The sequence below is a fragment of the Pseudomonas syringae pv. cilantro genome, assembly GCF_001293775.1.
Classification (GTDB): Bacteria; Pseudomonadota; Gammaproteobacteria; order Pseudomonadales; family Pseudomonadaceae; genus Aquipseudomonas; species Aquipseudomonas syringae_P.
This window is the reverse complement of sequence record NZ_LGLN01000033.1, coordinates 331,931-356,493: the sequence shown is the minus strand read 5'-3', so window position 1 is coordinate 356,493 and position 24,563 is coordinate 331,931. Positions and strand designations below refer to the sequence as shown.

The window sequence follows — 24,563 nt, the reverse complement described above, 5'->3', positions numbered from 1 at the left end:
CGGGGTTAAACAGACTGCGCGCATGCCGTTCAAACTGGCAACAGCACTGACTCGAAAACGACCACCGGGCGGCTGGCATTTTCAGCCGCGCGTAACCTTGCGGCATACTGGGGGCACTGGAGAGCCATAACGCATGCACGAACAACTCAATTCCCGCGTCGAAACCTGTTATCAGCAAGCCGAAGCCTTCTTCAAACGCACGTTCAAACGGCCAGTGGTCAGTTTTCAGTTGCGTGGCCAGAAGGCCGGCGTCGCGCACTTGCACGAAAACCTGCTGCGTTTCAATCCGCAGCTCTATAAAGAGAACGCCGAAGACTTCCTGCGCCAGACCGTGCCGCACGAAGTCGCGCACCTGATTGCCCATCAACTGTTCGGTGGCGGTATTCAGCCGCATGGCGAAGAGTGGCAGCTGATCATGCGCGGTGTCTACGAGCTGCCGCCCAATCGCTGTCATACCTATGCCGTTCAGCGCCGCAGCGTGACGCGTTACATCTATCGCTGCCCATGCCCGGACAGCGACTTCCCGTTCACGTCCCAGCGCCACAGCATGGTTCGCAAGGGACGACGTTACCTGTGCCGCCGTTGCCGCGAGCCGCTGGTATTCAGTGGCGAGATCCGCACGGATTGACCCGGCCATAAAAAAACCCATCCGAAGATGGGTTTTTTCATGGCCTGAGGTTATCAGACAGTCTTGGTGGTACTCACCGCAGCCGCTGGAGTCGGGCCTTCGGCAACGCCGAGGTCGTCTTCAGGACGGGTTTCCAGAATGGCGCTGCCACCGGAAGCCAGTTCGGATTGCAGCTTGTCGGTGTCCAGCTCGCCGACCCACTTGGCAACCACGACGGTGGCAACAGCGTTACCCACCAGGTTGGTCAGGGCGCGGGCTTCGGACATGAAGCGGTCGATACCCAGAATCAGCGCCAGACCGGCAACCGGCAGGTGGCCTACAGCCGACAGGGTCGCCGCCAGTACGATGAAGCCGCTACCGGTTACACCAGCAGCACCTTTGGACGACAGCAGCAATACCAGCAACAGAGTGATCTGGTGCGTGATGTCCATGTGCGTGTTGGTCGCCTGAGCGATGAACACGGCGGCCATGGTCAGGTAGATCGACGTACCGTCCAGGTTGAACGAGTAGCCCGTCGGGATAACCAGGCCGACCACAGACTTCTTGGCACCCAGGCGCTCCATCTTGATCAGCATGCGCGGCAGGGCGGATTCCGAAGAAGAAGTACCCAGTACGATCAACAGCTCTTCACGGATGTAGCGAATCAGCTTGAAGATGCTGAAGCCGTGAGCGCGGGCGATCCCGCCCAGCACGAACACGACGAACAGAACGCAAGTGATGTAGAAACAGATCATCAACTGACCCAACTGCACCAGCGAGCTGACGCCATAGGCACCGATGGTGAAGGCCATGGCACCGAATGCACCCAGCGGTGCCAGCTTCATGATCATGTTGATGATGTTAAACATCACGTGGGCGAAGCGATCGATGAAGTCCAGAACCGGCTTGCCGTAGGCACCCAGGCGATGCAGGGCGAAGCCGAAGATCACCGAGAACATCAGGACTTGCAGGATATCGCCATTGGCAAATGCACCGACGATGGTGTTCGGAATCACGTTAAGGATAAAGCCGATGATGCTCTGATCCTTGCCGGCAGTGACGTAGGCGGCGATCTTCGAAGCATCGAGCGTGCTGACGTCGATGTTCATGCCGACACCCGGCTGAACCACGTTGACCACGATCAGACCGATCAGCAGGGCGATGGTCGAAACGATCTCGAAGTACAGCAGCGCATAACCACCGGTCTTGCCAACCGATTTCATGTTCTGCATGCCGGCGATACCGCTGACGACTGTACAGAAAATGATCGGAGCGATGACCATCTTGATCAGTTTGATGAACCCGTCACCCAGCGGCTTTAGCGCCTTGCCGGTGTCCGGGTAGAAGTGACCGATCAGGATACCGATGACAATCGCAACGATTACCTGAAAATAGAGGGATTTGTAGATAGGCTGACGAGTCGTCATTGCAGTTTTCCTCAAGGGCGTCGTCGGCATCTTCACCTGATGCACGCGAGCCTATAAAGCGCTAACCCTCCTGCACTGGAGGGATTTGTTTTGTCGAGCTGCACGGGGCAGACATCTACCCACTGGATAGCAATACGCGTGCCATGGAGTCAAATTGATATCAAACCCGCGCTGTGCAAGGCCTGGACGGGTAATGGTAGCCGGGATTCGACGGTAGAAGTGGCGGTTTTCCGCCGTATCGAGGAAAAAACAGATGTTGAGTGGCGGTTATCCGCCTTTTGAGGGGGCATGAGGAACGCAGTTTTGGCAACTCGGCGTCCGATCTATAGTACGTAGTGCGACGCAGATATGTGACGCGGAGCGTCACGAAAGGCATTCCTACGCTGGAGCGTAGTAACGAGAATCCAGCTCTCGTGCCAATGCCTTTAACCACCATCACTGCGCCAGAAAATGAATCCTGAACGCTGCGCCGCCCAGTGGCGAATCGTCCAGTGTCAGTTGTGCGCCGTAGCTCTCGATGATGTCCTTGACTACCGCCAGACCGATCCCTTGCCCGGGGTTCTGGCGATCCAGCCGTTCACCACGCTCCAGAATGCGCGCGCGCTGGCTGTGCGGAACGCCGGGGCCGTCGTCTTCGATGCACAGCTCGTCGCCCGTTGCGGACTGACTGAAACTCACCCGCACCTCGCTCAGGCACAGCCGATAGGCATTTTCCAGCAAGTTGCCGAGCATCTCCAGCAACGCGCCCTCCTCCATATGCACCTGGCACTGTTCCGGCAGGTCCAGCGTGGCGTTGACCTGTTTGTCGCGGTACACCTTGTCCAGCGTATTGCACAGGCTTTCAACCACTGGCCGCAGCATGACGTGATGGCGCACCAGACCGCTTTTGCGCAAGCTGGCGCGCTGCAGTTGATAACCGATCTGCTGGCTCATGCGCTCGATCTGCGATTGCAGCACCCACGCCTGTTCCATGTCCTCGGGGCGCTTGGCGATGTTTTCGCTGACGCCCTGCAACACTGCCAACGGCGTTTTCAGGCTGTGGGCCAAATCATCCAGCGAATCACGGTAGCGAATCCGCTGTTCACGCTCACTGCGCAACAGCCGGTTGAGCGAGTCAGTCAGGCGCAGCAGTTCGCTGGGGTGTTCTTCGCTCAGGCTGTCGCGCATCCCCGATTCCACCTGATCCAGCTCCTGACTCAGGCTGCGCAAGGCACGCAGCCCCCAGGTCAGGCCCATCCATAGCAGGCCGAGCAGCACCAGCAAGGCTGCACCAAAACCCAGATATAGTTTGCGCCGCAAACCGTCGATGGTTTCCTGATAGCCGCGTAACGGCTGCACGGCAACGATACTGAACGCGGCATTGCGGCCACCCAGCAGACGGATTTCAACGTCGTAGACGAAATACTCGTCGCCGTTGAGTTCCTTGATTTTGGTGAACTCGCTGCCCTGCCCGTCATAGTGCGGGTGGTAGTCGATGTTTTCGCCTTCGGTGGACAGCGAACGCCAGACCATTTGCCCCTGGCGGTTATAGATGTAACCCAGCAGACGGCTGCCAGGCAGGTTGAACTGTTCGCCCGGCAATACCGAAGGCATCAAAAGATGACCGTCTTCGACGCGTGCGGCCGAAATCATGGTGGTGACATCGGACGCCAGCCGTTGCTCAATCGCTCCGCGTAGCGCCAGGCTAAAGGCACCCTGCAAGGCAGGCAGCATCAGCAGCATGAAGATCACCGCCAGGGTGGCGGCGCCCAACATCAAGCGCAGGCGAAGCGAACGAATCACGTACAGCGCTCATTGAACAGATAGCCCATGCCGCGCACGGTTTCGATAGGTTTGAAAGCCACGCTGCTGTCCAGCTTGCGGCGCAGACGGCCGACCAGCACTTCGATCACGTTCGGATCACGCTCATCGTCATCCGGGTACAACTGCTCCATCAGGCGCTCTTTTGGCACCACTTGCTGGTGATGGAGCATCAGGTACTCGAGAATGCGGTATTCATAGGCGGTCAGCGCCAGCGGCTGTTCGGCCAGTGCGGCGTGCTTGCGATTGAGGTCGAGCAACAACGGGCCAGCGGTGATGGTCGACTGAATGAAGCCGCTGGAGCGGCGTAGCAAAGCGTTGAGCCGCGCTTCGAGCTCTTCGAACTGGAACGGTTTGACCACGTAGTCATCAGCCCCGGCAGCCAGCCCTTCGACCTTATCCTGCCAGTTGCCGCGCGCGGTCAGGATCAGAATCGGAAACGCCTTGCCCAGCGTACGCAATTGACGAATCAGGTCCAGCCCGCCGATGCCCGGCAAACCCAGGTCGATCACCGCCAGATCGTGATTGAATTGCGCGACCTGATACAACGCCTCTTCAGCGTTGGCCACCGCTTCGACCACATGCCCCGCTTCGGTCAGACGGGTACGCAGGTGATGGCGCAGCAGCGCTTCATCCTCAACTACCAACAACTTCATGCAGCTCTCCCAGGCACACTTGCAGCCTCAAGACAAAGAATGAAACGACATCGTCGCATCAGTACTCAACAGGTGGGCGCTGACGGGCACATGCTGTGTCACATCATAGCTTCCCAGCAGGATTTCGCGGCTGACAGGCAGACCATTGTGGGTCCCCGTCAGACTGCCGTAAACCGGCGGAGAATAAAGCGTCCCCGCCGCCACACTGGATTGCCCCCGCCCGCCGAGCGAGTGGCCCCAGCCGTGCGTGTCGTCGAGCCTTTCGCTGGTCTTGGCGAACTCGATACGCGCCACCTCAAGTTTGCCGTCGCCAGCCTGCACCGCCGCACTGCCACCCAGGAAAGCCAGGGCCAGGAAAAACTTGTTGAGATTCACCATATCGACTCCTTTTGCGCTCGGGGACGCTGTCAAGGTACGGCTCAACAGTAATCGTGCCGGGCTGAACCCCAACTGAACACTGCATGAACCGGCACTGAACAGTCGGGCGCGCCACATATGGCAGAATCGGCTATCTTTTGACATCCATGCTGCACCCCACCCAAGAAGGAGCTGAACATGCGTTTGTGGATTGCAATGATCATGATGGGCCTGACCGGGCTCGCCCAGGCGGCGATCAAGACCGAGCAGATCGATTACAAAAGTGCCGACGGTACAAAACTGGTCGGTTACTACGCCTACGACGACGCAGTAAAAGGCCCGCGCCCCGGTGTGCTGGTGGTTCACGAATGGTGGGGGCTGAACGACTACGCCAAGCGCCGCGCCCGTGATCTGGCGGCACTGGGCTACAGCGCCATGGCCATCGACATGTACGGCGACGGCAAGAACACCGAACACCCGAAAGACGCGATGGCCTTCATGCAGGCCGCCCTCAAGGACAGCGATGCAGCCGACAAGCGCTTTGATGCCGGGCTTGAGGAACTGAAGAAACAACCGCAGACCGATCCGAAAAAGATTGCAGCGGTGGGTTACTGCTTCGGGGGCAAGATTGTTCTGGATGCAGCGCGTCGCGGCGAACCCCTGCTGGGCGTGGTCAGCTTCCACGGTGCACTGGTCACCAACACCCCGGCCAAACCGGGTATCAAGGTGCCGATGCTGGTCGAGCATGGTGCCAAGGACAGCATGGTGACCCCGGAGAACGTCGCCGCTTTCAAGAAAGAAATGGACGACGCCAGGGCTGACTATAAATTCGTCAGCATTGACGGCGCCAAACACGGCTTCACCAACCCCGACGCCGACCGCCTGAGCCACGGCGAACACGGCGGCCCGGACATCGGCTACGACAAGGCGGCCGACCAGAGCTCATGGTCGGACATGCAGGTGTTTTTCAAGAAGATCTTCGGCTGAGAGAGTTGAGGTATCGTTCCCTACGCTCCGTGGGAATGCAGTTCTCGACGCTCTGCGTCGCCAGGAGGATGCAGAGCGTCCAGAACGGCATGCGGCGCGGAGCGTCGCACGATGTGACACCCAGCGCCCTTCCCTCCACTCCATTCCCCCGGCAAAATGCCGCGCATGACTCAACTATCCAATCTCCCGCCCTGCTGCCCCGAACTCGTCCAGCATTGGCCTTTGCCACATGCCTTGCCGGGCGCTCTGCTGGTCAGTGGGCGTTTTGATCCGCACAAGCTGAGTGCCGGTGATTTCCAGCGTTGTGCGATCGAGACGCCGGCGAGCATTCAGCGGTCGGTCGCCAAGCGGCAGACCGAATTCCTCGCCGGACGACTCTGCGCCCGCGAGGCCATGCGTCAGCTTGATGGGCGCCTGCATATCCCCGCGCTGGGCGAAGACCGTGCGCCGGTCTGGCCAGGTGATGTCTGTGGTTCGATCACCCACAGTACCGGCTGGGCCGCTGCGGTGGTGGCGCCCAGGCAACAATGGCGCGGGCTGGGGCTGGACACGGAAAACCTGCTGAGCCACGAACGCGCTGAACGCCTGGCCGGGGAAATCCTGACCGCTGCCGAGCTGGCGGACATGGCCGCCGGGCCGGACGATCAGGTCGCGTTGCGCGTAACGCTGACCTTTTCGATCAAAGAAGCGCTGTTCAAGGCGCTCTACCCTATGGTGCAAAAGCGTTTCTATTTCGAAGACGCCCAACTGCTGGAGTGGTCCGCTGACGGCCGTGCCCGCTTGCGACTGCTGATCGATCTGTCCAGCGAATGGCACGCGGGCAAGGAGCTGGAGGGCCAGTTCAGCGTGCTGGGCGATCACCTGTTGAGTCTGGTTGCGGTCGAAGGTTGATCACTGGGGCAGCGGGCAATGCTCGCAGCGCCCGACCCGCTCGACCCGATGGCTCAAGCAACACACGCGCCGCTGCCGACGTGGTTCTGCACCCTGCACCTGCGGCACGTAGCGCACCGCCTGAAACAACGGATTGGTCCGCCCGTCCGCTCGCCGTTTCTCACTCAATAGCGCCAAACCGGCTTCCAGTGACACATCACTGCACCCGGCCAGTCGAGTCAGACAGCTCTCCAGATAATCCCCGGCGCTGCTCCACAACACCATGCCCGGCAAGTCGCCATAGGCACTGAGCGCCGCGATGAAAGGCTGCAGGTTATCGTCAAGCAACCCGGAAAATCGCCGAAACGGATCTGCCGGAATATCCAGACAAAGGTCGCCCCGCCCCGCCAGCCTGACACCGCTTGGCACGCCGCGCTCGTCCAGCGCCAAACCGACCTGATCAAGCGCCAGCGGCCAGTGCCAGCCATGCACAAGACTGGCAACCAGCACCGGCGGAATCAGTTGCATGAAGTAATATTTGGCCCACTGCGAAACCAGCACCGGCAACTGGCCGGGCATCAGTTGCGGCCCGTAAACACTCAGCAGCAGTTGCTCAAGGCGCTCAGGCCGCAGCACTTCAGGCACCGCCACAACGATCTGCGGATCATCCGCCGCCAACAGCGTCCGCCCGAAGCGCTCCAGCGACCCGCTGAACAGGTCCGCACTCAACGCGGCACCTGCGTGCGCGGCCAAGCCAGACTGAAACACGCACCGCCCAGGCCCCCACTGCGCCCGACCGAGGCGCGGCCTCCGTGCCAGTTGATGATTCGCCGCACAATCGACAGGCCCAGCCCATGCCCGCCTGACGCCCGGGTACGGCTGTCATCGATGCGCATGAAGGGCGTGAAAATCTGCTCCCAGGCCTCTTCCGGTACGCCGGGCCCGTCGTCGTCTACGTCGATACGGCACTGCTGCGCGCCCAGCCGGTAGCTGATGCGCACTTCGGTTTCAGCATGACGCAGCGCATTGCTGACCAGATTCTGTAGCGCCCGATGCAGGTAGCGCGGTTCGGCCTCGACCCAGGCGGTGTCGTCAGGCGTAAAACACTCACCCCGCGACACCCTGACATCAGCACGCAACGGCGCCAGTTCGGCGATGACCTGATCAATCAGCGCATCCAGGTCGACCCGCTGGAAATTCAAGGTCGGCGCGCCCTGCTCCAGGCGCGCGTAGGTCAGCATTTCATCCACCAGCTTGTCGAGGTCCTGAATATCGCTGTCCATGCCGCGCATGTACTTGAGCCGCGCCTCTGGGGTGGCGGCGTCGCTGACCATCTCCAGACCAAAACGCAGCCGCGCCACCGGCGTGCGCAGCTCGTGAGATACGGCGCGCACCAGCTCGCGCTGGATCATCAGCGAGCGTTGCAGGTTCTCGGCCATGCTGTTGAACGCAGCCGCCACCCGCCCCACCGAATCGGAACCCTCGGTGGGCACACGGGTTTGCAGGCTGCCCTGAGCGATCTGCGTGGCAGCGGCTTCCAGTTCCAGCACGCGTCGCTCCAGGCGCCGCACCAGCAGATAAACCACCAGCCCGATGAAACACAGCCCCAACAGCGCAATCAGCAGCAGCCAGTGCAGCGGATAGGGGTTCATCTGGTACAGCGGGCCGATTTCCAGCACCCAGTTGGTGTCGACAATCCCGGCCAGCACGCGGATCGAGTCGCCGCCCTTGCCCAGCGCCATCACTGTGTCGCCTTCATAGATGCGGCGGCGCTGATCGTCATCCAGGTCGGCCTGATCCAGCGCCAGCAGATGCAGGTCGAAACCGAAGCCTTTGTCGATGCGCAGGGCGTGCAGGCGCGCCGGTTGCTCATCGACCGGAAAACGCACCAGTTCATCGATCAATAAATACAGCGTCGCGCGCGCCAGTTGCTCGGTGATCTGCTGCACTTCGCCGGTCAACAGCAGCGGCTCCTTGTCGCTCAACTGGCGATAGACCCTGGCGGCGTGCGGACCGATCTGCTCGACCACCACTTGGCCGCGCGCCAACTGGCCCAACGCGCTGCTGTCGAGGTGGGCCTCGTCGAGGCTTTGCAGGCTCAGCGGAATACCCAGCAGCCGCTCCCAGATCGCCAGGGCGCGACGACGCTCGATGTCGTTGAGGGCAATCAGATTGTCGGCCATCACCGTAAACGTACCGTGGGCCAGACGCTCGCGGTATTGCTCGCCACGCGCCTGATTGAGCACATGCAGCGCCAACACGCCCAGTAACGCGACCAGTACCAGTACGCCCAGCACGCCACCGTAAATGCGCAGAAAGATCGAATTCATCAGGTCAGCCGCTAAACCCGTGGCCGCTCATGTCCTGCGCCGCTTCAGGCACGAACAGGTAGCCCTTGCTGCGCACGGTCTTGATCAGGCGTGGATGAATGGGATCGTCGCCGATCTTGGGGCGGATGCGCGAGATACGTACATCGATCGAGCGATCCTGTCCGTCGTAGCCGATGCCGCGCAGCGCCGTGAAAATCTCTTCGCGGGACAATGTGCGCCCGGCATTGGCGACCAGCAGCCACAACAGATCGAACTCGGCGCCGGTCAGTTCGATGCTTTGCTCGCGCAACCAGGCCTCGCGCAGGGCGTTGTCCACCACCAACGGACCGAACACCAGCCGCCGCAGCTCGGCGGCTGGCACCTGCGGCGCTTCGCTGCGGCGCAGCAGGGCCTTGATGCGCGCCAGCAAGACACGGGGATGCACCGGTTTGCAGACGAAATCATCCGCGCCAGTGTCCAGGCCTTGAATATGGTCAGTGTCATCGGTGCGCGCAGTGAGCATCAGGATCGGCCCATCGTAACGGCCGCGCACGCTGCGGCAGATACTGAAGCCGTCTTCGCCCGGCAGCATCAGGTCGAGGATCACCAGATCGGGCTGCTCGTCGATGATTCGCGCCGCCGCCCGTGCGCCGTTTCCTTCTATCGCCACGCTCAGGCCGTTGTTCTGCAGGTAATCGCTGGTCAATTCGGCCAGCCGCTGATCGTCTTCGACGATGAGCACATGCCAGGTGTGTGGCTCCAAAAGACTCTCCCGTTGTGGTTATCAGCCCGTTGCGATTTTGCAAAGCGGAGGTTGCGGCGCTTCGTCGCAGAACAGTGTAGCAAGCGCGATATGCATCGGGCGGCATAGCACAGGGCATGCCAGATCGACCTTTCAACGCCGTTTTTTTGTGATAGGGTTCGCGCCCTCAAAAATCAGTAACGTGACGACGGTGCCTACAAAAATCGCTGACAAACGGTCACGATCCAGTAGTTATGCGGCCTACACGCATGGTGTGCGTTTCATACACAAACTACACACACTTTATCCACAGGCGGTGCGTTGCAATTCATGTCCAAAACGCATTATCTTGTAGCCCGACGGCGAGGGACACCCTACATGTAGGGTTTCCCACCAAAAACCCAGCACAACTCAATCGACAAACTCAAGCACTTTTCTTGCGTTTGCGGGGTTGAATTTAGAGTCGCTTTCGATACCAGATTGCTCGCGCGCGAGTCAGAGCCGCGCAGTACACGGTTTGCAACATCGAACACGCACTCTTCATCAGTTTTCAAAGGATCGGGCCTGGCCCGGTCCTTTTTGGCTTCAAAACCTGGCAGCGGAAACACACCTCCGCTGCCACCTTCGTTTTGGAGCCCTTGAGTCGCCTTTTGCGACTCACTGCTCGAAACGAAACGGTGGGCAGCAGTGCCCGAACAAACTTAAAGGAACGTGGAGTCACACATGCAAACAGACACAACTCGCGAGAACTCGCCGACCGGCGCGCCGCAGGCAAGCCAGAGCCAACAGGATCTGTCTGCCACGGCTCCCGGTCAACTGCGTGTGATCAAGCGTAACGGTACCGTCGTCCCTTACACCGATGACAAGATCACCGTAGCCATCACCAAGGCGTTTCTTGCAGTTGAAGGCGGCAATGCTGCTGCCTCGTCGCGCATCCACGACACCGTTGCGCGCCTGACCGAGCAGGTCAGCGCCACGTTCAAACGGCGCATGCCTTCGGGCGGCACCATCCACATCGAAGAAATCCAGGATCAGGTCGAACTGGCCCTGATGCGCGCTGGCGAGCAGAAAGTGGCTCGCGACTACGTCATCTACCGTGATTCGCGCGCCAAGGAGCGTGCCGGTCGCGCCACCGAAGAGCAGGTCCAGGCCCATCCGTCGATTCGCATCACCCGCGCCGACGGCAGCTTCGCGCCGCTGGACATGGGTCGCCTGAACACCATCGTCACCGAAGCGTGCGAAGGCCTGGCTGAAGTCGACGCCAACCTGATCCAGACCGAAACCCTGAAAAACCTGTACGACGGCGTGGCGCTGAAAGACGTCAACACCGCACTGGTCATGACCGCCCGTACCTTGGTCGAGCGCGAGCCGAACTACTCGTTCGTCACCGCCCGCCTGCTGATGGACACCCTGCGCGCCGAAGGCCTGGGTTTCCTCGGTGTCGCCGAAAGCGCCACCCACCACGAAATGGCCGATCTGTACGCCAAGGCGCTGCCGGCCTACGTCGCCACCGGCATCAAGTTCGAACTGCTCAACCCTGTGCTGGCGGACTTCGACCTCGAAAAACTCGGCAAGGCAATCAACCACGAGCGCGACCAGCAGTTCACTTATCTGGGCCTGCAAACCCTGTACGACCGTTACTTCATCCACAAGGATGGCGTGCGTTTCGAACTGCCGCAGATCTTCTTCATGCGTGTGGCCATGGGCCTGGCAATCGAAGAGAAAGCCCGCGAAGACCGCGCCATCGAGTTCTACAACCTGCTGTCGTCGTTCGACTACATGTCGTCAACCCCGACGCTGTTCAACGCCGGCACCCTGCGTCCACAGCTGTCCAGCTGCTACCTGACCACCGTGCCGGATGACCTGTCAGGCATCTATCACGCGATCCACGACAACGCCATGCTGTCCAAATTCGCAGGCGGTCTGGGCAACGACTGGACACCGGTTCGCGCGCTGGGCTCGTACATCAAGGGCACCAACGGCAAATCGCAAGGCGTCGTGCCGTTCCTGAAAGTGGTCAACGACACCGCCGTTGCGGTCAACCAGGGCGGCAAGCGCAAAGGCGCTGTCTGTGCCTACCTGGAAACCTGGCACATGGACATCGAAGAGTTCATCGAGCTGCGCAAGAACACCGGTGATGACCGCCGTCGTACCCACGACATGAACACCGCCAACTGGATCCCTGACCTGTTCATGAAGCGCGTCTTTGACGACGGCCCGTGGACCCTGTTCTCGCCCTCCGAAGTGCCAGACCTGCACGACCTGACCGGCAAGGCCTTCCAGGAGCGTTACGAGTACTACGAAGCGCTGACCGAATACCCGGGCAAGATCAAGCTGTTCAAGACCATCCAGGCCAAGGATCTGTGGCGCAAGATGCTCTCGATGCTGTTCGAAACCGGCCACCCTTGGTTGACCTTCAAAGACCCGTGCAACCTGCGCAGCCCGCAGCAGCACGTGGGCGTGGTTCACAGCTCGAACCTGTGCACCGAGATCACCCTGAACACCAACAAGGACGAGATCGCAGTCTGCAACCTGGGCTCGATCAACCTGCCGAACCACATCGTCGACGGCAAGCTGGACACCGACAAGCTCAAGCGCACCGTCGACGTCGCCGTGCGCATGCTCGATAACGTGATCGACATCAACTACTACTCGGTGCCGCAAGCCCGCAACTCCAACCTGCGCCACCGCCCGGTCGGCCTGGGCATCATGGGCTTCCAGGACGCGCTGTACCTGCAACACATTCCTTATGGTTCCGATGCTGCCGTGCAGTTTGCCGACACGTCGATGGAAGCGGTCAGCTACTACGCGATTCAGGCGTCCTGCGACCTGGCTGACGAGCGTGGTGCCTACGAGACGTTCCAGGGTTCGCTGTGGTCCAAAGGTATCCTGCCGCTGGACTCGCAACAGATCCTGATCGAGCAGCGTGGCGAGAAGTACATCAGCGTCGACCTGAAAGAGACCCTGGACTGGGCGCCGGTTCGTGCCCGCGTGCAGAAAGGCATTCGTAACTCGAACATCATGGCCATCGCACCGACCGCCACCATCGCCAACATCACGGGCGTGTCGCAGTCGATCGAACCGACTTACCAGAACCTGTATGTGAAGTCGAACCTGTCCGGCGAATTCACCGTGATCAACCCGTACCTGGTTCGCGACCTCAAGGCTCGCGACCTGTGGGACTCGGTCATGATCAACGACCTGAAGTACTACGACGGTTCGGTGCAACAGATCGAGCGCATTCCGCAGGAGCTCAAAGAGCTTTACGCGACCGCCTTCGAAGTGGACACCAAATGGATCGTCGACGCAGCAAGCCGTCGTCAGAAGTGGATCGACCAGGCTCAGTCGCTGAACCTGTACATCGCTGGCGCGTCGGGCAAGAAGCTGGACGTGACCTACCGCATGGCCTGGTACCGTGGTCTGAAAACCACTTACTACCTCCGCGCCCTGGCCGCGACCAGCACCGAGAAATCCACCGTCAACACCGGCAAGCTCAATGCCGTATCGAGCGGCGGCCACGGCCCGGACGAGTCGGCAATCACCGCCCCTCGCCCAACCGAAGCCGCTCCGGCAGGCCCGGCCCCGGTGCCAAAGGCTTGCGCGATTGACGAGCCGGATTGCGAGGCTTGCCAGTAACCGTCAAAGCCTGACTTGCCCCCACGTTGGCAACACCAGCGTGGGGGCAAACCCCCCCTCCCCCGCCTGTAAACGGCTCCCTGCCGTTGCGCAACAACTCCATTCGCTAACGCAACCCCTCACGCATCGGTAAACGTCTGCCCTCGGCTATGCCCCTTGGCCAATGGCGGAGGTGTCTGCGACTCGCTGAAATCGGCCGTCCAGCACCAGTTGCGAATCTCCGGCAGGTCTTCAAAGTGTTCGCGGATCCAGGTGTGATGCTTGCGTAACTGACTTTCGAAAAAATGCACGGCATCCAGACTCTGCGCGCGCAAACGGGGTACATGACTCAACGCGTCGATGGCCAAGTGATAACGGCTGAGGCGATTGAGCACCACCATGTCGAATGGCGTCGTCGTGGTACCGCGATCACTGAACCCGCGCACATGAAAGCGTGCCTCGTTGGCGCGGCCATGCACCATGGAGTGGATCACCCAGGTCGAGCCGTGAAAGGCGAACATCACCGGCGCATCACGGGTGAACAATGCCTCGAACGACACATGGTCCATACCGTGAGGCCGATCTTCAGGCGCGCTTAAAATGCCGAGGTCGACGACATTGACCAGCCTCACGCGAATACCCGGCACATGTTTTTGCAGCAACCAGGCTGCCGCCACCGCCTCGGTGGTCGGTACATCGCCCGCACAGCCCAGCACCACGTCCGGCTGCTCACCGTCGTCACTGCCTGCGAAGTCCCAGATCGACGCACCTTGAGAGCAATGCTTGAGCGCTGCGTCGAAATCCAGCCATTGAAAATCCGGTTGCTTGCCGCAGGTCACCACGTTTATGTAGTTGCGGCTGCGCAGACAATGGTCGAAGACGTTGACCAGGCAGTTGGAGTCCGGCGGGTAATACACCCTCACCACGTCAGCCCGGCGCTGCAACACGTTGTCGACGAACCCGGTGGACTAATGGCTGAAACCATTGTGGTCGTTACGCCAGGCGTGGCTGCTGATCAGAATGTTGAGCGAGGCCAGCGGGCGCCGCCAGGCAAACTCGCGGCTCTGCTGCAACCACTTGGCATGCTGGGTGACCATGGAATCGACCACTTGGGCGAACGCTTCGTAGGTTGACCACATGCCGTGTCGGCCGGTCAGCAGATACCCCTCCAGCCAGCCTTCACACAGGTGCTCGCTCAGCACTTCCATCACCCTGCCCTCTGCGGCCAGGTGATCGTCAATCTCCAGGCATGGCCCTGACGCAGTGCGGTTGCTGGCCTCGAACACAGCGTTGAGGCGATTGGAGTTGGTCTCGTCAGGCCCGAAGACACGGAAGTTATGCGGGTTGTTGCGCATCACGTCACGCAGGTATTCCCCCAATCGGCGCGGTGCTTCGGCGATGACCTGACCGGGGCCCGGCACTTCCAGGCCATAGTCAGCGAAGTTCGGCAAATCCAGCGCCACCAGTACGCGGCCGCCGTTCACACTCGGGACAGCGCCCATGCGCAACGCCGATGGCGGGGTCAGCGCCTGAAGCTCAGGCAGCAACCGGCCGCTCTGATCGAACAAGGTCTCGGGCGAGTAACTGCGCATCCAGCTCTCCAGTTGCTGGAGGTGTTGCGGGTTGCCGATGACGTTGGCCAGCGGCACCTGATGAGCGCGAAAAGTACCTTCTACTGGCACGCCATCCACGACTTTCGGCCCGGTCCAGCCTTTCGGGCTGCGCAGGATAATCATTGGCCAGCGTGCACGCGCAGCGCCACCGTCCTTTCTGGAGCGCGCCTGTTGTTCGCGGATCGCGTCGTGACAGGTATTGAGCGCGGCCGCGAAGCGCTGATGCATGCCTGGCAGATCATCGCCCGCGACGATCATCGGCTGATAACCCCGCCCCCGGTACAGCTCGAGCAACTGCTCGTCCGGCAAGCGCGCTTCGACCGTCGGCCCGGAAATCTTGTAGCCATTGAGGTGCAGGATCGGCAGCACCGCACCGTCCCGACGAGGGTCGAGAAAGTGAACACTTTTCCAGCTGCCTTCCAGCGGGCAGGTCTCGGCTTCGCCATCGCCGATGACGCAGGCGACCAGCAAGTGGGGATTATCAAAAACAGCGCCAAAGGCGTGCATCAACGAATAGCCCAGCTCTCCGCCTTCATGCAAAGAGTTGGGTGTGTGCGGGCCGCAATGGCTGGGGATGCCACCGGGGGTGGAGAAGCTGCGAAAGAAACCCAGCATGCCCTCTTCATCAGGCGGGATGTCGGGATGCACTTCACTGTAAGTGCCTTCAAGCCAGGCGCAGGCGTTCATGGTCGGGCCGCCATGACCTGGGCCGGAGATGAAAATCGTCTCGATCCGCCGCTCACCAATCAGGCGATTGAGGTGCACGTAGATAAAGTTCTGCCCGACCGACGTGCCCCAGTGCCCCAGCAGTCGAGGCTTGATGTGCTCGGCCAGCAATGGCTCGCGCAGCAGTGCATTGGCCTTCAGGTAGATCTGGCCGACGCACAGGTAATTGGCGGCATTCCAGTAACGATGCAGGCGCGAGAGCAGATCGGCGTCCAGCGGTCCGGTCTGGCTGGCTTCCAGTTCCGCTTGCCTGGCCGATTCAGTGTCCGATTGTTCGGCGCTGGAAAGCGTTGAGTTGAAGTGATACATGGCGACTCCATAGGGTGCGATGTACAAGCCTTGCGACTCGCAGGTTTCGATGTGTGGAAGGCGTGAAAGGGTTCAGGTGCGCTCGTACAGCAACCCGAGCGCATGGCGGGCGATGATGGCGTTTTCGTCAGTGGCAATCGTCCAGGCCGAAACAGCGCTGTCGGGGTGCGACAGTCGAGCGGCAGGTTGAGTCGCAGGCTTGGTTGCCGGGTGGGTCGCTGCCGCCCCGTCGCGCTTCAGACCCAGCCAGGCGCAACCGTCAAGAATCGCGTCGCGCACGTCGGTAGCGTGCTCACCGATGCCGCCGGTAAAGACCAGCGCATCGATACCGCCCAGAATCGCGGCCAGGCTGCCTATCTCGCGCACCACGCTGCGTACGAACAACGCGATGGCGTCTCGCGCCTCAGGAGCCTGGCTGGCAGACAGCTCGCGCATGTCGCTCGATATACCGCCGGAAACGCCCAACAGCCCGCATTCGTGATACAGCAAATGCTCCAGCGCCTGCACACTCATGCCATGCTCGCGCAGCAGGTACAGGTGCACGCCGGGGTCCAGGCGACCGGGGCGCGTTCCCATCAGCACACCGTCCAGGGTACTGAAGCCCATGGTTGTGCCACGACTGATCCGGTTGTGCATGGCGCACAAACTTGCGCCATTGCCCAGATGAGCAACGATCGTGCGCCCTTCTGCCGCACGCTGATCGTAATGCGGGAGCACGCTGGCGATGTATTCATACGACAAGCCGTGAAAGCCATAGCGCCGAAGGCCCTGCGCAGTGAGTGATGCAGGCAGGCCGAATCGGGTTTCGAGCACGTCCAGGGTGTGGTGAAACGCGGTATCGAAACAGGCGAATTGCATAAGCCCGCCGTGCTCGCGGCTCAGGTAGGTCATGGGCGCCAGGCACAATGGCTGATGCAAAGGCGCCAGCGGAACCAGCGCCTGCATTTCAGCCATGAGCGCAGCATCGACTCGCGCTGCAACTTGCGTGCGGCTGCCGCCATGAACGACACGATGCGCGGCGGCGCAGATTTGCCCGTCCGTGCGGCGTTCGATCCAGCCCATCAGATTGGCCAGCGTGCCGCTGCCTGAAGAAGCATGGTCACGTGGCCACTCCTCGTGCGTTTGCGCAGCATTGCCGGCGCTCTGGAAGAACAGGTGTTCTGTGTTTTGCCGCACCTCGAAACTGCCGTTACCCAGGCACTGCGGCCCGGACGCGGTCAGCGCAGCAGCGCTGTACAACGAGAACTTGATGCTGGAGGAACCGGTATTGAGCACCAGCAGCACGGGCTGCGATTGATCCGTCATGGAGCACTCCTTCGATGGCTCGGGGTTCGCACTGGCGAAACCTGGCTCAATGCAGGTAACCGGGGGTCAGTCTGAGCGTCGCAATCACGGCGGTATTGATATGGATCAGAAAGCCACGACAGACTGGGCGTAGATGTAGGGAGGACGAGCTGTTTTCACTCGCGTATCGCCCTTCTCAGGAACCCGCCCATGAGCGTGCTACCCCTTCAACCCTATGCTGCCGAAAGCAACAGCGCACGAAAAAAGTCTGCCGTGTCCAGGCTCGGCATCGATCACTGGGTCACGCCTCTGAATGACGGCAGCCACGTACTGATTCGCCCGCTGAAGGCCGAAGACAGAGCGCGTGAGTTTGCGTTCATCAAGAACCTGTCGCCGGAGTCGCGGCATTTTCGCTTTCTGGTCACGATGAAAGAGCCGGGCGAACCATTGCTCGATCAACTGATGGACATCGACTACCAGCAACGGATGGCGTATGTCGCCCTGCATATGGATGACGGCCTGTTGACGGAAATTGGCGTGGCGCGCTACGCCGCAGACGACAGCACACAGTGCGAATCAGCGATAGCCGTTGACGACGCCTGGCAGCGCAAGGGCCTCGGCAGGCAACTGATGGGGCATTTGATCAACGCTGCGCGCCTCAATGGTTTTCAGCACATGACGTCCATGGACTCCGCCAGCAATTCTCCCATGCGCCACCTGGCCAAGGCGTTGGGTTTCACGTCCGGCGGTGACCCGCTGGACGCCACTCAAGTGGTGTACCGGTTGAAGCTCAACTGATACCGGCAACCGCTACTCCCGTGTCGACACACAACTCAAAGCGCAGACCGGCGCGGGTTCAGCGCCAGCAGGCTGCCTGACAGATGGTGAGCGACCTGCTCGGTGGTGCTGCCCAGCAACGTATCGACACGATTACGGTGCAGCGTGCCCATGACAATCACATCAATGCCCTCGGCCAGAACAAACGCGCTGATCACCTTCGCCGGGCTGCCCGTGATCACGTGCCTGCATTCATCGGGCACTCCAAACCGGTCTGCCAACTGATCAAAGGCTTCTTGATCGGTCTCATACAACGTGTGCTCCAGGCTCGTTGAGAAACCCAGATCACCCGCCGAAGCAAAGATGTAGGCCATGTCATGGGCGTAAAGCAGATGCAATTGAGCGTTGCACTGCGCGGCCAGCTTCTCGGCGCTCTTGATGATGACTTCGTTGACGTTGCCGAACTGCTCCTCGGTCCGATACGGATCGACGGCCGCCAATATCTTGCGCGGTAGCGCGTGGTCCACGCTCGATACCAGGTGCAACGGCACCGGACAGTCATGCAGCAGCCGGATATCCAGCGACGTGAACATGGCGCGCGTCAGCCAGGATTCGTTTCCGATGTCCTTGATCACCATCGAGGGCTTGATCTCATGCACATGCGCCATGATTTCATCCAGCGGGCGCATGACCCAGATCACTTCGGTGGTCACCTCCACACCGGATTGTCGTATCAGTAGTGCCTGCTGCTCCAACCATTGTCGGTGGCTGGCCAGATAGCCATCGCGCATCTCGTTCAATGCCCTTTCGTTAAGCAGTCCGGCGGCGGCCAGGCCCTCGACGTAATCGAAAGCGACAATATGCAACGCCGCACTTTTAGCCCGAGCCAGCGCCCCGGCACGTTCAAAAGCCGGGGTCCTGCTCATCAATGGCGACGCAATCAACATTAAACGCTCTGACTCGAACACGGAGCACCTCACTGACACGGGTGACGATCACACGGCTGAAAAAAGCGATCGAGGGGTTACTGCCTGTTCATTCATTCTCGATGGCCCGGCATAAAGCGGCTTGATATAAATCAACACCGGCAAGGAGCTCACCCACACAAAACCCGCCCCACAGCCCGCTCATCCACATTTCAAATGCCTGCTATCACTGCACGCTCGACGCGCCTATGCTGAGTTGAACAGGGAGCACGCCATGACCGCCCATTTGGCAGCCATCAACGGTTCGTATCTCAAGGCAGAGTGCTCAAGTTGCAGTGTTCGAGAGCTGTGTCTCTGCGTCGGCATGAGCGTCAACGACACCGATCGCTTGTCCGCGATCATTCCTCAGCCCGTCAAGGTGAAAAAAGGCGCAGCGCTTTATCGCGCTGGCGATCCGTTGCGGTCCCTGTACGCGGTGCGTTTCGGTTTTTTCAAAACGACGATTTCTTCGCAGGACGGGCGCGACCAACTGACCGGCTTTCAGATGTCGGGAGAATTGCTGGGCTGTGACGCAATCAGCAACAACCGCCATGTCTGCGACGCCATCGCCCTGGAAGACAGCGAAGTGTGTCCTATTCGTTTCACCCATCTGGAACACCTGTCGCGAGAAATGCCCTCACTGCAGCACAACCTCAATCGCGTGCTGAGCAAAGAGATCGTCCGCGACCATCAGATGTTGCTGCTGTTGGGCAATCTCAATGCAGAGGAGCGCATGGCCGCCTTCCTGCTTAACCTGTCCGGCCGAATGAGCAGCCGCGGCTATTCGGCGACAGCGTTTGTGTTGCGCATGACCCGCGAAGACATTGCCTCCTACCTCGGGTTACGACTTGAAACCATCTGCCGTGCCATCGCCTACTTGCGCAATCTGCGCATCGTCAGCATTTCCGGACGCCAGGTAGAGATCCTCGACCTGGACCGCCTGCAAGCGTTGATTCACGGATGCAGCTACCGCGCAAAAACCCTGTGAATCCATCTGGACGGGAAACCCTCCAATGATCGCGATCACACTGATCAATATTCTGATCATCACCACAGTTGTTATCGTTCATTACGAATGCCTGCTGCGCCTGAACGGGCTGATGCCCAGACTCACTCTCTGGCATCGGTTCAGGATGGTCTTCGGCGTATTGGGCGCGTTGATCGCTCATGCCATCGAAGTCTGGATATTCGCGCTGGGCTATTACCTGATGAATCGCTCGGAGTCGCTGGGTCGTCTCACCGGCGACTTCGACGGCAGCTTCATGGATTCCGTGTACTTCTCGTTCACAACGTTCACCACCATCGGTTTCGGTGACATCACGCCCAGTGGCCCGCTCAAATACCTGACAGGACTCGAAGCCCTGACGGGGCTGGTGCTCATCACCTGGACGGCTTCATTTCTGTTTATCGAGATGCAGAAATACTGGGGCACACACGCCGACCGTTCAGCGGGCGCAGACCGGCGGGTATCAAGCAAAGGGCTTTAACTGACAAAACTCAAGGTTTGATGTGTTGGAGGGTATTCAATGGTGTGGCGGCGGCACGCCATGAACTGCCGCGCCCAATCATCAAGAGGACTCAGCATGAGCGACCTGACGTTACGCAGAACGATTCTGGACGAACTTGAGTTTTTGCCCCACATCGACGCAGCCGCGATTGGTGTCACGATTGAAAACAGCGTGGTGGTGCTCAGCGGGCATGTGAAAACCTTCGCCGAAAAAATCGCGGCCGAACGCGCAGTCAAGAGCGTCAAAGGCGTCAGAGCCGTGGCTGAGGAACTCGACGTGCGGGTGCCGAGCGAACTCTATATCGACGACAGCGTGATCGCCTCGCGTTGTCTGGACCTGATTCACTGGAACAGCGCATCACCCGAGCAGGCCATTCAGATCAAGGTGCAGCGGGGATGGGTAACGCTTGAAGGCGATGTGGAGTGGCAGTACCAGAAAGAAGCCGCCCAAAAAGCCATCAACACCCTCGCCGGCATCGCTGGCATCGACAACCTGCTGATCGTCAAACCTGAAAGCGCTGGCCTGGACATCAAGACATTGATCGACCAAGCCTTGGCGCGAAGCTCGGAGCTGGACGCCAGCAAAATTTGCGTCACCGCCGAAGGCAATCAAGTGAAGCTTGAAGGCTACGTTCATCGATGGCGTGAACGCAAAGCCGTCGAGCATGCCGCCTGGGCAGTGCCGGGGGTTAAAAACGTGGACAACCATCTGCTCATCAACTGACCGACCGTCTGCCGACCCGGTCAGCGAGCCGATAACAGCGGTGTCGCACATTGACCGGACTAGCCTGCAAAAGGACATTCATTTCGTACATTCGGAGCTACTCGCATGCCTCACACAGCAGACATCCTCAAACGTTTCGACGAAGACACTCACGATCTGATCGGCGGTTACTGGATCGAGAAGTTAGCCGATGGAACCCCGATGCTGATTCGTCAGCTGGCAGTTAAAGACCGTGCCAGGGAATTCGCTTTTCTCAAAGACCTGGGCGAGGACATGGCGCATTTCCGCTTTCTGGGCTCCTTCAGCGATCAGGCAGAGGTGCACGACCAGCTCATGGACATCGACTCGAAAAATCGTAACGCCTTCCTGGCACTGGCCTTCGAAAACGATGAACTGACAGAAATCGGCGTTGCCCGTTACGGCGCCTTTGAAGGCGACGTTCATTGCGAGTTCGCCGTTGCAGTTTCCGAACGCTGGCAACGTCGAGGCGTCGCAACCGCGTTGTTGACGCGCCTCATGGAAACAGCCACGAAAAAGGGCTTCCGCAAGATATCGTCGATGGACGCTGCCAGAAATGAGGCGATGGACGAACTGGCGAAGAAAATGGGTTTCACGTGCCATGTGGACGAAGAACACGGACCGCGAGTTTTTCATGAGTATGTTCTGGTGATGTGAACGGCCCCGTCCGGCATCCCCCTTCACAGGTAACAGCGATGCCTGACCGCATCGCTCATAACCATTCGTCGCCTGTCATTCTGGCCGATTCCATGCCTGCGATCAGCCCTTGTACGTCGCAGCCCCCGATCTGCATGTAGCAGAGAAGAATTGACCCGCATCACATCCTGAAGGCTGGCTGAAAATCCGCTTGCGCAGCCGATTGCAGCAATCCTCGCATCACTATATGCTGCGCCCCTGATCCGAAAGAAACACTACATAAGGGATTTACGCCTCGATATCACGCATTCACGAGCCATCTCACTGAATACGAACATCATCGAAAAACAGGCGCAACGTCCATATCAAAGTCAGTCATGCATGCGCAGGGGTCGGACAAAATCTGTATAATCCCGCGCTCGCTCAAGGGTACTCAAATGACCATTTGCAAAAGCAAACCTGGCTTGTCTGAAAGCAACCTCGAGTTTTCGATCTGCTCGCCTATGAGGCACAGCCTCGGCAGCACATTCAAAGAGCGACCGGCACACTCATAAGCCGGCCGATCGCGACAGACCCCGAGTAAAAAATTCCATTGCCAGCGCACGTTCAGCGCGACGCTGGCAGCCCATACTTTGAAAATCCAACAGGGGTGCCACAGGCAACCCCTCAGGCAGGAGACGTACACCATGCTGAGCTGGGACGAATTCGATAAGGAAGACGGCGAAGTAGTCGCCAAAGCGACCAATGCCGGTCATGCCAACGAAGCCAACATGGACCGCCTCGACAGCGCCGGTGGCCTGGCTGCACAGGAAGCCCGCGCCGTTACCGCCGCCGACTCCGCGGCCCTGATTCGCGCCAAGAAAGCGCTGGACGCACTGGACGTCGCTGAAGGCCTGGCCGAACTCGAAGGCGCCAGCGCCCGCGTTGCCGTTGATGAAAAAATGATGATCAACTGCCGCGCCGACCTCAACCAGCTCGTGCCTTTCAAGTACGACTGGGCCTGGCAGAAATACCTGGACGGTTGCGCAAACCACTGGATGCCGCAAGAAGTCAACATGACCGCCGACATCGCCCTCTGGAAAGACCCGGAAGGCCTGACCGACGACGAGCGCCGCATCGTCATGCGCAACCTCGGCTTCTTCTCCACCGCCGACTCACTGGTTGCCAACAATCTGGTGCTGGCCGTGTACCGCCTGATCACCAACCCGGAGTGCCGCCAGTACATCCTGCGCCAGGCCTTCGAAGAAGCGATCCACACCCACGCCTACCAGTACTGCATCGAATCGCTGGCCATGGATGAAGGCGAGATCTTCAACATGTACCACGAGATCCCGTCGGTCGCCAAAAAGGCAGCCTGGGGCCTGAAATACACCCGTTCGATCTCCGATCCGAAGTTCGAAACCGGCACCGTCGACACCGACAAAGAGCTGCTGCGCAACCTGATCGCCTACTACTGCGTACTGGAAGGCATCTTCTTCTATTGCGGCTTCACCCAGATCCTCTCCATGGGCCGCCGCAACAAAATGACCGGCGTCGCCGAGCAGTTCCAGTACATCCTGCGCGACGAGTCCATGCACCTGAACTTCGGCATCGACGTGATCAACCAGATCAAAATCGAAAACCCGCACCTGTGGGATGCCGAGATGAAAGAAGAAGCCACGCAGATGATCCTGCAAGGCACCCAGCTGGAAATCGAATACGCCCGCGACACCATGCCCCGCGGCGTGCTGGGGATGAATGCGGCAATGATGGAGGATTACCTTAAATTCATCGCTAACCGTCGTTTGAGCCAGATTGGCTTGAAGGAAGAGTACCCAGGGACAACGAATCCGTTTCCCTGGATGAGCGAGATCATGGACTTGAAGAAAGAGAAGAATTTCTTTGAGACTCGGGTTATTGAGTATCAGACGGGTGGGGCTTTGAGCTGGGATTGAGCTTAAATAAAGGCCAGCAACGAAAGTTGCTGGCCTTTATAGCCGTTAACCCTATAAAAATGTGTTAGAAATAAACTAAGCCCTGGCCACCTGCTTTTAAGAAAGCGCAGCGACTGAAAAATCCAGTAAAACTACTCATAAAACACAAAAGAAAAGTTACGCCCTTTCACTAAGACATCACTCCCAAACAGATCTTCCTCTAGAGAAAAAACCTCATCTCTAAAATTATAAAATTCAGTAGCAGAAAGATACACCCTTCCTAAGAGTTCTTCTTGGGCATCCAACACCTGACTAGCAGTCCACTTCGGCAATTCCGTTTTTAAATAGCCAAGCATTCTAGGCATTAATATTTTCGCGCGCTTATCACATACAGCCTTGATAACACGCATCAGGACGCTAGCACTATTAGGATTATCCGAAAGAACAATATCCAACTCACCCAACCTTAGAGAATCGAGATAATACTCTCCTGATATTATTTTTTTTTCCTTAAATGAAAAAACAACAGCATCCCAATTTGTAATTGTGGTCAAAAGCAAGCTATCGTGGCCGCGATAAGCGATACCTGCATGATTAAATGCCCAGGTCTCACGAATAGGCCATACATCAACGGACCACCCACCAACCTCTAACCTATAGCCTCCAAACTTATTTTGATTAAAGGCATACTTACAGCTCATGAAGAAACTTCTCAAACGCT

The 24,563-nt window shown here is 59.2% G+C and carries 20 protein-coding genes and 1 pseudogene; 10 read left to right on the top strand and 11 right to left on the bottom strand.

Going from position 1 to position 24,563, the window contains the following annotated elements; all coding sequences use genetic code 11:
* Positions 1-133: 133 nt before the first annotated feature.
* A complete protein-coding gene (locus ABJ99_RS08535; protein ID WP_054085452.1) occupies positions 134-628 on the top strand; it encodes a SprT family zinc-dependent metalloprotease in 495 nt (164 codons plus the stop codon).
* A 53-nt stretch (positions 629-681) separates the two neighbouring features.
* On the opposite strand, the gene ABJ99_RS08530 is transcribed toward ABJ99_RS08535, so the two are convergent.
* The 4 genes from ABJ99_RS08530 to ABJ99_RS08515 all read right to left on the bottom strand — a co-directional run bounded on the left by ABJ99_RS08530 (position 682) and on the right by ABJ99_RS08515 (position 4,868).
* On the bottom strand, positions 682-2,034 hold the full coding sequence (locus ABJ99_RS08530; RefSeq protein ID WP_054085451.1) for a dicarboxylate/amino acid:cation symporter: 1,353 nt from the start codon (positions 2,032-2,034) through the stop codon (positions 682-684).
* Between the two features lie 435 nt (positions 2,035-2,469).
* Positions 2,470-3,816, bottom strand: coding sequence for an ATP-binding protein (locus ABJ99_RS08525; RefSeq protein WP_054085450.1), 1,347 nt, complete (start codon positions 3,814-3,816; stop codon positions 2,470-2,472).
* Complete coding sequence (locus tag ABJ99_RS08520; RefSeq protein ID WP_003407750.1) at positions 3,813-4,490, bottom strand: response regulator; 678 nt, start codon at positions 4,488-4,490, stop codon at positions 3,813-3,815. The genes ABJ99_RS08525 and ABJ99_RS08520 overlap by 4 nt, the downstream gene beginning before the upstream one ends.
* Before the next feature lie 27 nt (positions 4,491-4,517).
* Entirely contained in the window at positions 4,518-4,868 is a 351-nt protein-coding gene (locus ABJ99_RS08515) for a hypothetical protein (protein WP_054085449.1), read from the bottom strand.
* A gap of 177 nt (positions 4,869-5,045) precedes the next feature.
* Between ABJ99_RS08515 and ABJ99_RS08510 the strand changes: the two genes are divergently transcribed.
* Both ABJ99_RS08510 and ABJ99_RS08505 read left to right on the top strand, forming a co-directional pair.
* Positions 5,046-5,834, top strand: a complete 789-nt coding sequence (locus ABJ99_RS08510; protein ID WP_054085448.1) for a dienelactone hydrolase family protein — start codon at positions 5,046-5,048, stop codon at positions 5,832-5,834.
* Between the two features lie 165 nt (positions 5,835-5,999).
* Positions 6,000-6,725 carry a 4'-phosphopantetheinyl transferase family protein gene (locus ABJ99_RS08505; RefSeq protein WP_217997737.1) on the top strand — a complete coding sequence of 242 codons (726 nt, stop codon included), beginning with the start codon at positions 6,000-6,002 and terminating at the stop codon, positions 6,723-6,725.
* Here ABJ99_RS08505 and fhuF read toward each other — a convergent pair whose 3' ends face one another.
* From fhuF to ABJ99_RS08490, 3 genes are read right to left on the bottom strand one after another with little or no spacing between them, the layout of a single operon-like run.
* Entirely contained in the window at positions 6,726-7,472 is a 747-nt protein-coding gene (fhuF, locus tag ABJ99_RS08500; RefSeq protein ID WP_054085446.1) for a siderophore-iron reductase FhuF, read from the bottom strand.
* A complete protein-coding gene (locus ABJ99_RS08495) occupies positions 7,430-9,034 on the bottom strand; it encodes an ATP-binding protein (RefSeq protein WP_054085445.1) in 1,605 nt (534 codons plus the stop codon). Before ABJ99_RS08495 ends, fhuF begins: the two co-directional genes overlap by 43 nt.
* Before the next feature lie 4 nt (positions 9,035-9,038).
* Positions 9,039-9,776 (bottom strand): response regulator, encoded by a 738-nt coding sequence (locus tag ABJ99_RS08490; RefSeq protein ID WP_054085444.1) that lies wholly within the window; start codon positions 9,774-9,776, stop codon positions 9,039-9,041.
* A gap of 702 nt (positions 9,777-10,478) precedes the next feature.
* Here ABJ99_RS08490 and ABJ99_RS08485 point away from each other — a divergent pair.
* On the top strand, positions 10,479-13,391 hold the full coding sequence (locus ABJ99_RS08485) for a ribonucleoside-diphosphate reductase subunit alpha (protein WP_054085443.1): 2,913 nt from the start codon (positions 10,479-10,481) through the stop codon (positions 13,389-13,391).
* A gap of 119 nt (positions 13,392-13,510) precedes the next feature.
* On the opposite strand, the pseudogene ABJ99_RS08480 reads toward ABJ99_RS08485, so the two are convergent.
* Both ABJ99_RS08480 and ABJ99_RS08475 read right to left on the bottom strand, forming a co-directional pair.
* Positions 13,511-16,018 (bottom strand): annotated as a pseudogene (locus ABJ99_RS08480) (phosphoketolase family protein).
* Positions 16,019-16,090: 72 nt separating this feature from the next.
* Positions 16,091-17,323 (bottom strand): acetate/propionate family kinase, encoded by a 1,233-nt coding sequence (locus tag ABJ99_RS08475; protein ID WP_054085442.1) that lies wholly within the window; start codon positions 17,321-17,323, stop codon positions 16,091-16,093.
* A 189-nt stretch (positions 17,324-17,512) separates the two neighbouring features.
* On the opposite strand from ABJ99_RS08475, the gene ABJ99_RS08470 reads away from it, so the two are divergent.
* Positions 17,513-18,100, top strand: coding sequence for a GNAT family N-acetyltransferase (locus tag ABJ99_RS08470; RefSeq protein WP_054085441.1), 588 nt, complete (start codon positions 17,513-17,515; stop codon positions 18,098-18,100).
* A gap of 35 nt (positions 18,101-18,135) precedes the next feature.
* Here the strand turns inward: ABJ99_RS08470 and ABJ99_RS08465 are convergent, their stop codons facing one another.
* Positions 18,136-19,026, bottom strand: coding sequence for a universal stress protein (locus ABJ99_RS08465; RefSeq protein ID WP_054085440.1), 891 nt, complete (start codon positions 19,024-19,026; stop codon positions 18,136-18,138).
* 253 nt (positions 19,027-19,279) lie between these two features.
* On the opposite strand from ABJ99_RS08465, the gene ABJ99_RS08460 reads away from it, so the two are divergent.
* The 5 genes from ABJ99_RS08460 (at position 19,280) to ABJ99_RS08440 (ending at position 23,863) form a co-directional block, all read left to right on the top strand.
* A complete protein-coding gene (locus tag ABJ99_RS08460) occupies positions 19,280-20,032 on the top strand; it encodes a helix-turn-helix domain-containing protein (protein WP_054085439.1) in 753 nt (250 codons plus the stop codon).
* 25 nt (positions 20,033-20,057) lie between these two features.
* Positions 20,058-20,531, top strand: coding sequence for a potassium channel family protein (locus ABJ99_RS08455; protein WP_054085438.1), 474 nt, complete (start codon positions 20,058-20,060; stop codon positions 20,529-20,531).
* A gap of 96 nt (positions 20,532-20,627) precedes the next feature.
* Positions 20,628-21,275, top strand: coding sequence for a BON domain-containing protein (locus ABJ99_RS08450; protein ID WP_054085437.1), 648 nt, complete (start codon positions 20,628-20,630; stop codon positions 21,273-21,275).
* Positions 21,276-21,380: 105 nt separating this feature from the next.
* Positions 21,381-21,950 (top strand): GNAT family N-acetyltransferase, encoded by a 570-nt coding sequence (locus ABJ99_RS08445; RefSeq protein WP_054085436.1) that lies wholly within the window; start codon positions 21,381-21,383, stop codon positions 21,948-21,950.
* Between the two features lie 665 nt (positions 21,951-22,615).
* Entirely contained in the window at positions 22,616-23,863 is a 1,248-nt protein-coding gene (locus tag ABJ99_RS08440; RefSeq protein ID WP_005766612.1) for a ribonucleotide-diphosphate reductase subunit beta, read from the top strand.
* A gap of 131 nt (positions 23,864-23,994) precedes the next feature.
* Here the strand turns inward: ABJ99_RS08440 and ABJ99_RS08435 are convergent, their stop codons facing one another.
* Positions 23,995-24,543 carry a hypothetical protein gene (locus ABJ99_RS08435; protein WP_230080998.1) on the bottom strand — a complete coding sequence of 183 codons (549 nt, stop codon included), beginning with the start codon at positions 24,541-24,543 and terminating at the stop codon, positions 23,995-23,997.
* Positions 24,544-24,563 lie beyond the last annotated feature (20 nt).

Coding starts and splice junctions, on each gene's coding strand:
- ABJ99_RS08535 (WP_054085452.1), top strand. CDS start 134: ATGCACGAACAACTCAATTCCCGCGTCGAAACCTGTTATCAGCAAGCC.
- ABJ99_RS08530 (WP_054085451.1), bottom strand. CDS start 2,034: ATGACGACTCGTCAGCCTATCTACAAATCCCTCTATTTTCAGGTAATC.
- ABJ99_RS08520 (WP_003407750.1), bottom strand. CDS start 4,490: ATGAAGTTGTTGGTAGTTGAGGATGAAGCGCTGCTGCGCCATCACCTG.
- ABJ99_RS08515 (WP_054085449.1), bottom strand. CDS start 4,868: ATGGTGAATCTCAACAAGTTTTTCCTGGCCCTGGCTTTCCTGGGTGGC.
- ABJ99_RS08510 (WP_054085448.1), top strand. CDS start 5,046: ATGCGTTTGTGGATTGCAATGATCATGATGGGCCTGACCGGGCTCGCC.
- ABJ99_RS08505 (WP_217997737.1), top strand. CDS start 6,000: ATGACTCAACTATCCAATCTCCCGCCCTGCTGCCCCGAACTCGTCCAG.
- ABJ99_RS08495 (WP_054085445.1), bottom strand. CDS start 9,034: ATGAATTCGATCTTTCTGCGCATTTACGGTGGCGTGCTGGGCGTACTG.
- ABJ99_RS08485 (WP_054085443.1), top strand. CDS start 10,479: ATGCAAACAGACACAACTCGCGAGAACTCGCCGACCGGCGCGCCGCAG.
- ABJ99_RS08475 (WP_054085442.1), bottom strand. CDS start 17,323: ATGACGGATCAATCGCAGCCCGTGCTGCTGGTGCTCAATACCGGTTCC.
- ABJ99_RS08470 (WP_054085441.1), top strand. CDS start 17,513: ATGAGCGTGCTACCCCTTCAACCCTATGCTGCCGAAAGCAACAGCGCA.
- ABJ99_RS08465 (WP_054085440.1), bottom strand. CDS start 19,026: ATGTTGATTGCGTCGCCATTGATGAGCAGGACCCCGGCTTTTGAACGT.
- ABJ99_RS08460 (WP_054085439.1), top strand. CDS start 19,280: ATGACCGCCCATTTGGCAGCCATCAACGGTTCGTATCTCAAGGCAGAG.
- ABJ99_RS08455 (WP_054085438.1), top strand. CDS start 20,058: ATGATCGCGATCACACTGATCAATATTCTGATCATCACCACAGTTGTT.
- ABJ99_RS08450 (WP_054085437.1), top strand. CDS start 20,628: ATGAGCGACCTGACGTTACGCAGAACGATTCTGGACGAACTTGAGTTT.
- ABJ99_RS08445 (WP_054085436.1), top strand. CDS start 21,381: ATGCCTCACACAGCAGACATCCTCAAACGTTTCGACGAAGACACTCAC.
- ABJ99_RS08440 (WP_005766612.1), top strand. CDS start 22,616: ATGCTGAGCTGGGACGAATTCGATAAGGAAGACGGCGAAGTAGTCGCC.
- ABJ99_RS08435 (WP_230080998.1), bottom strand. CDS start 24,543: ATGAGCTGTAAGTATGCCTTTAATCAAAATAAGTTTGGAGGCTATAGG.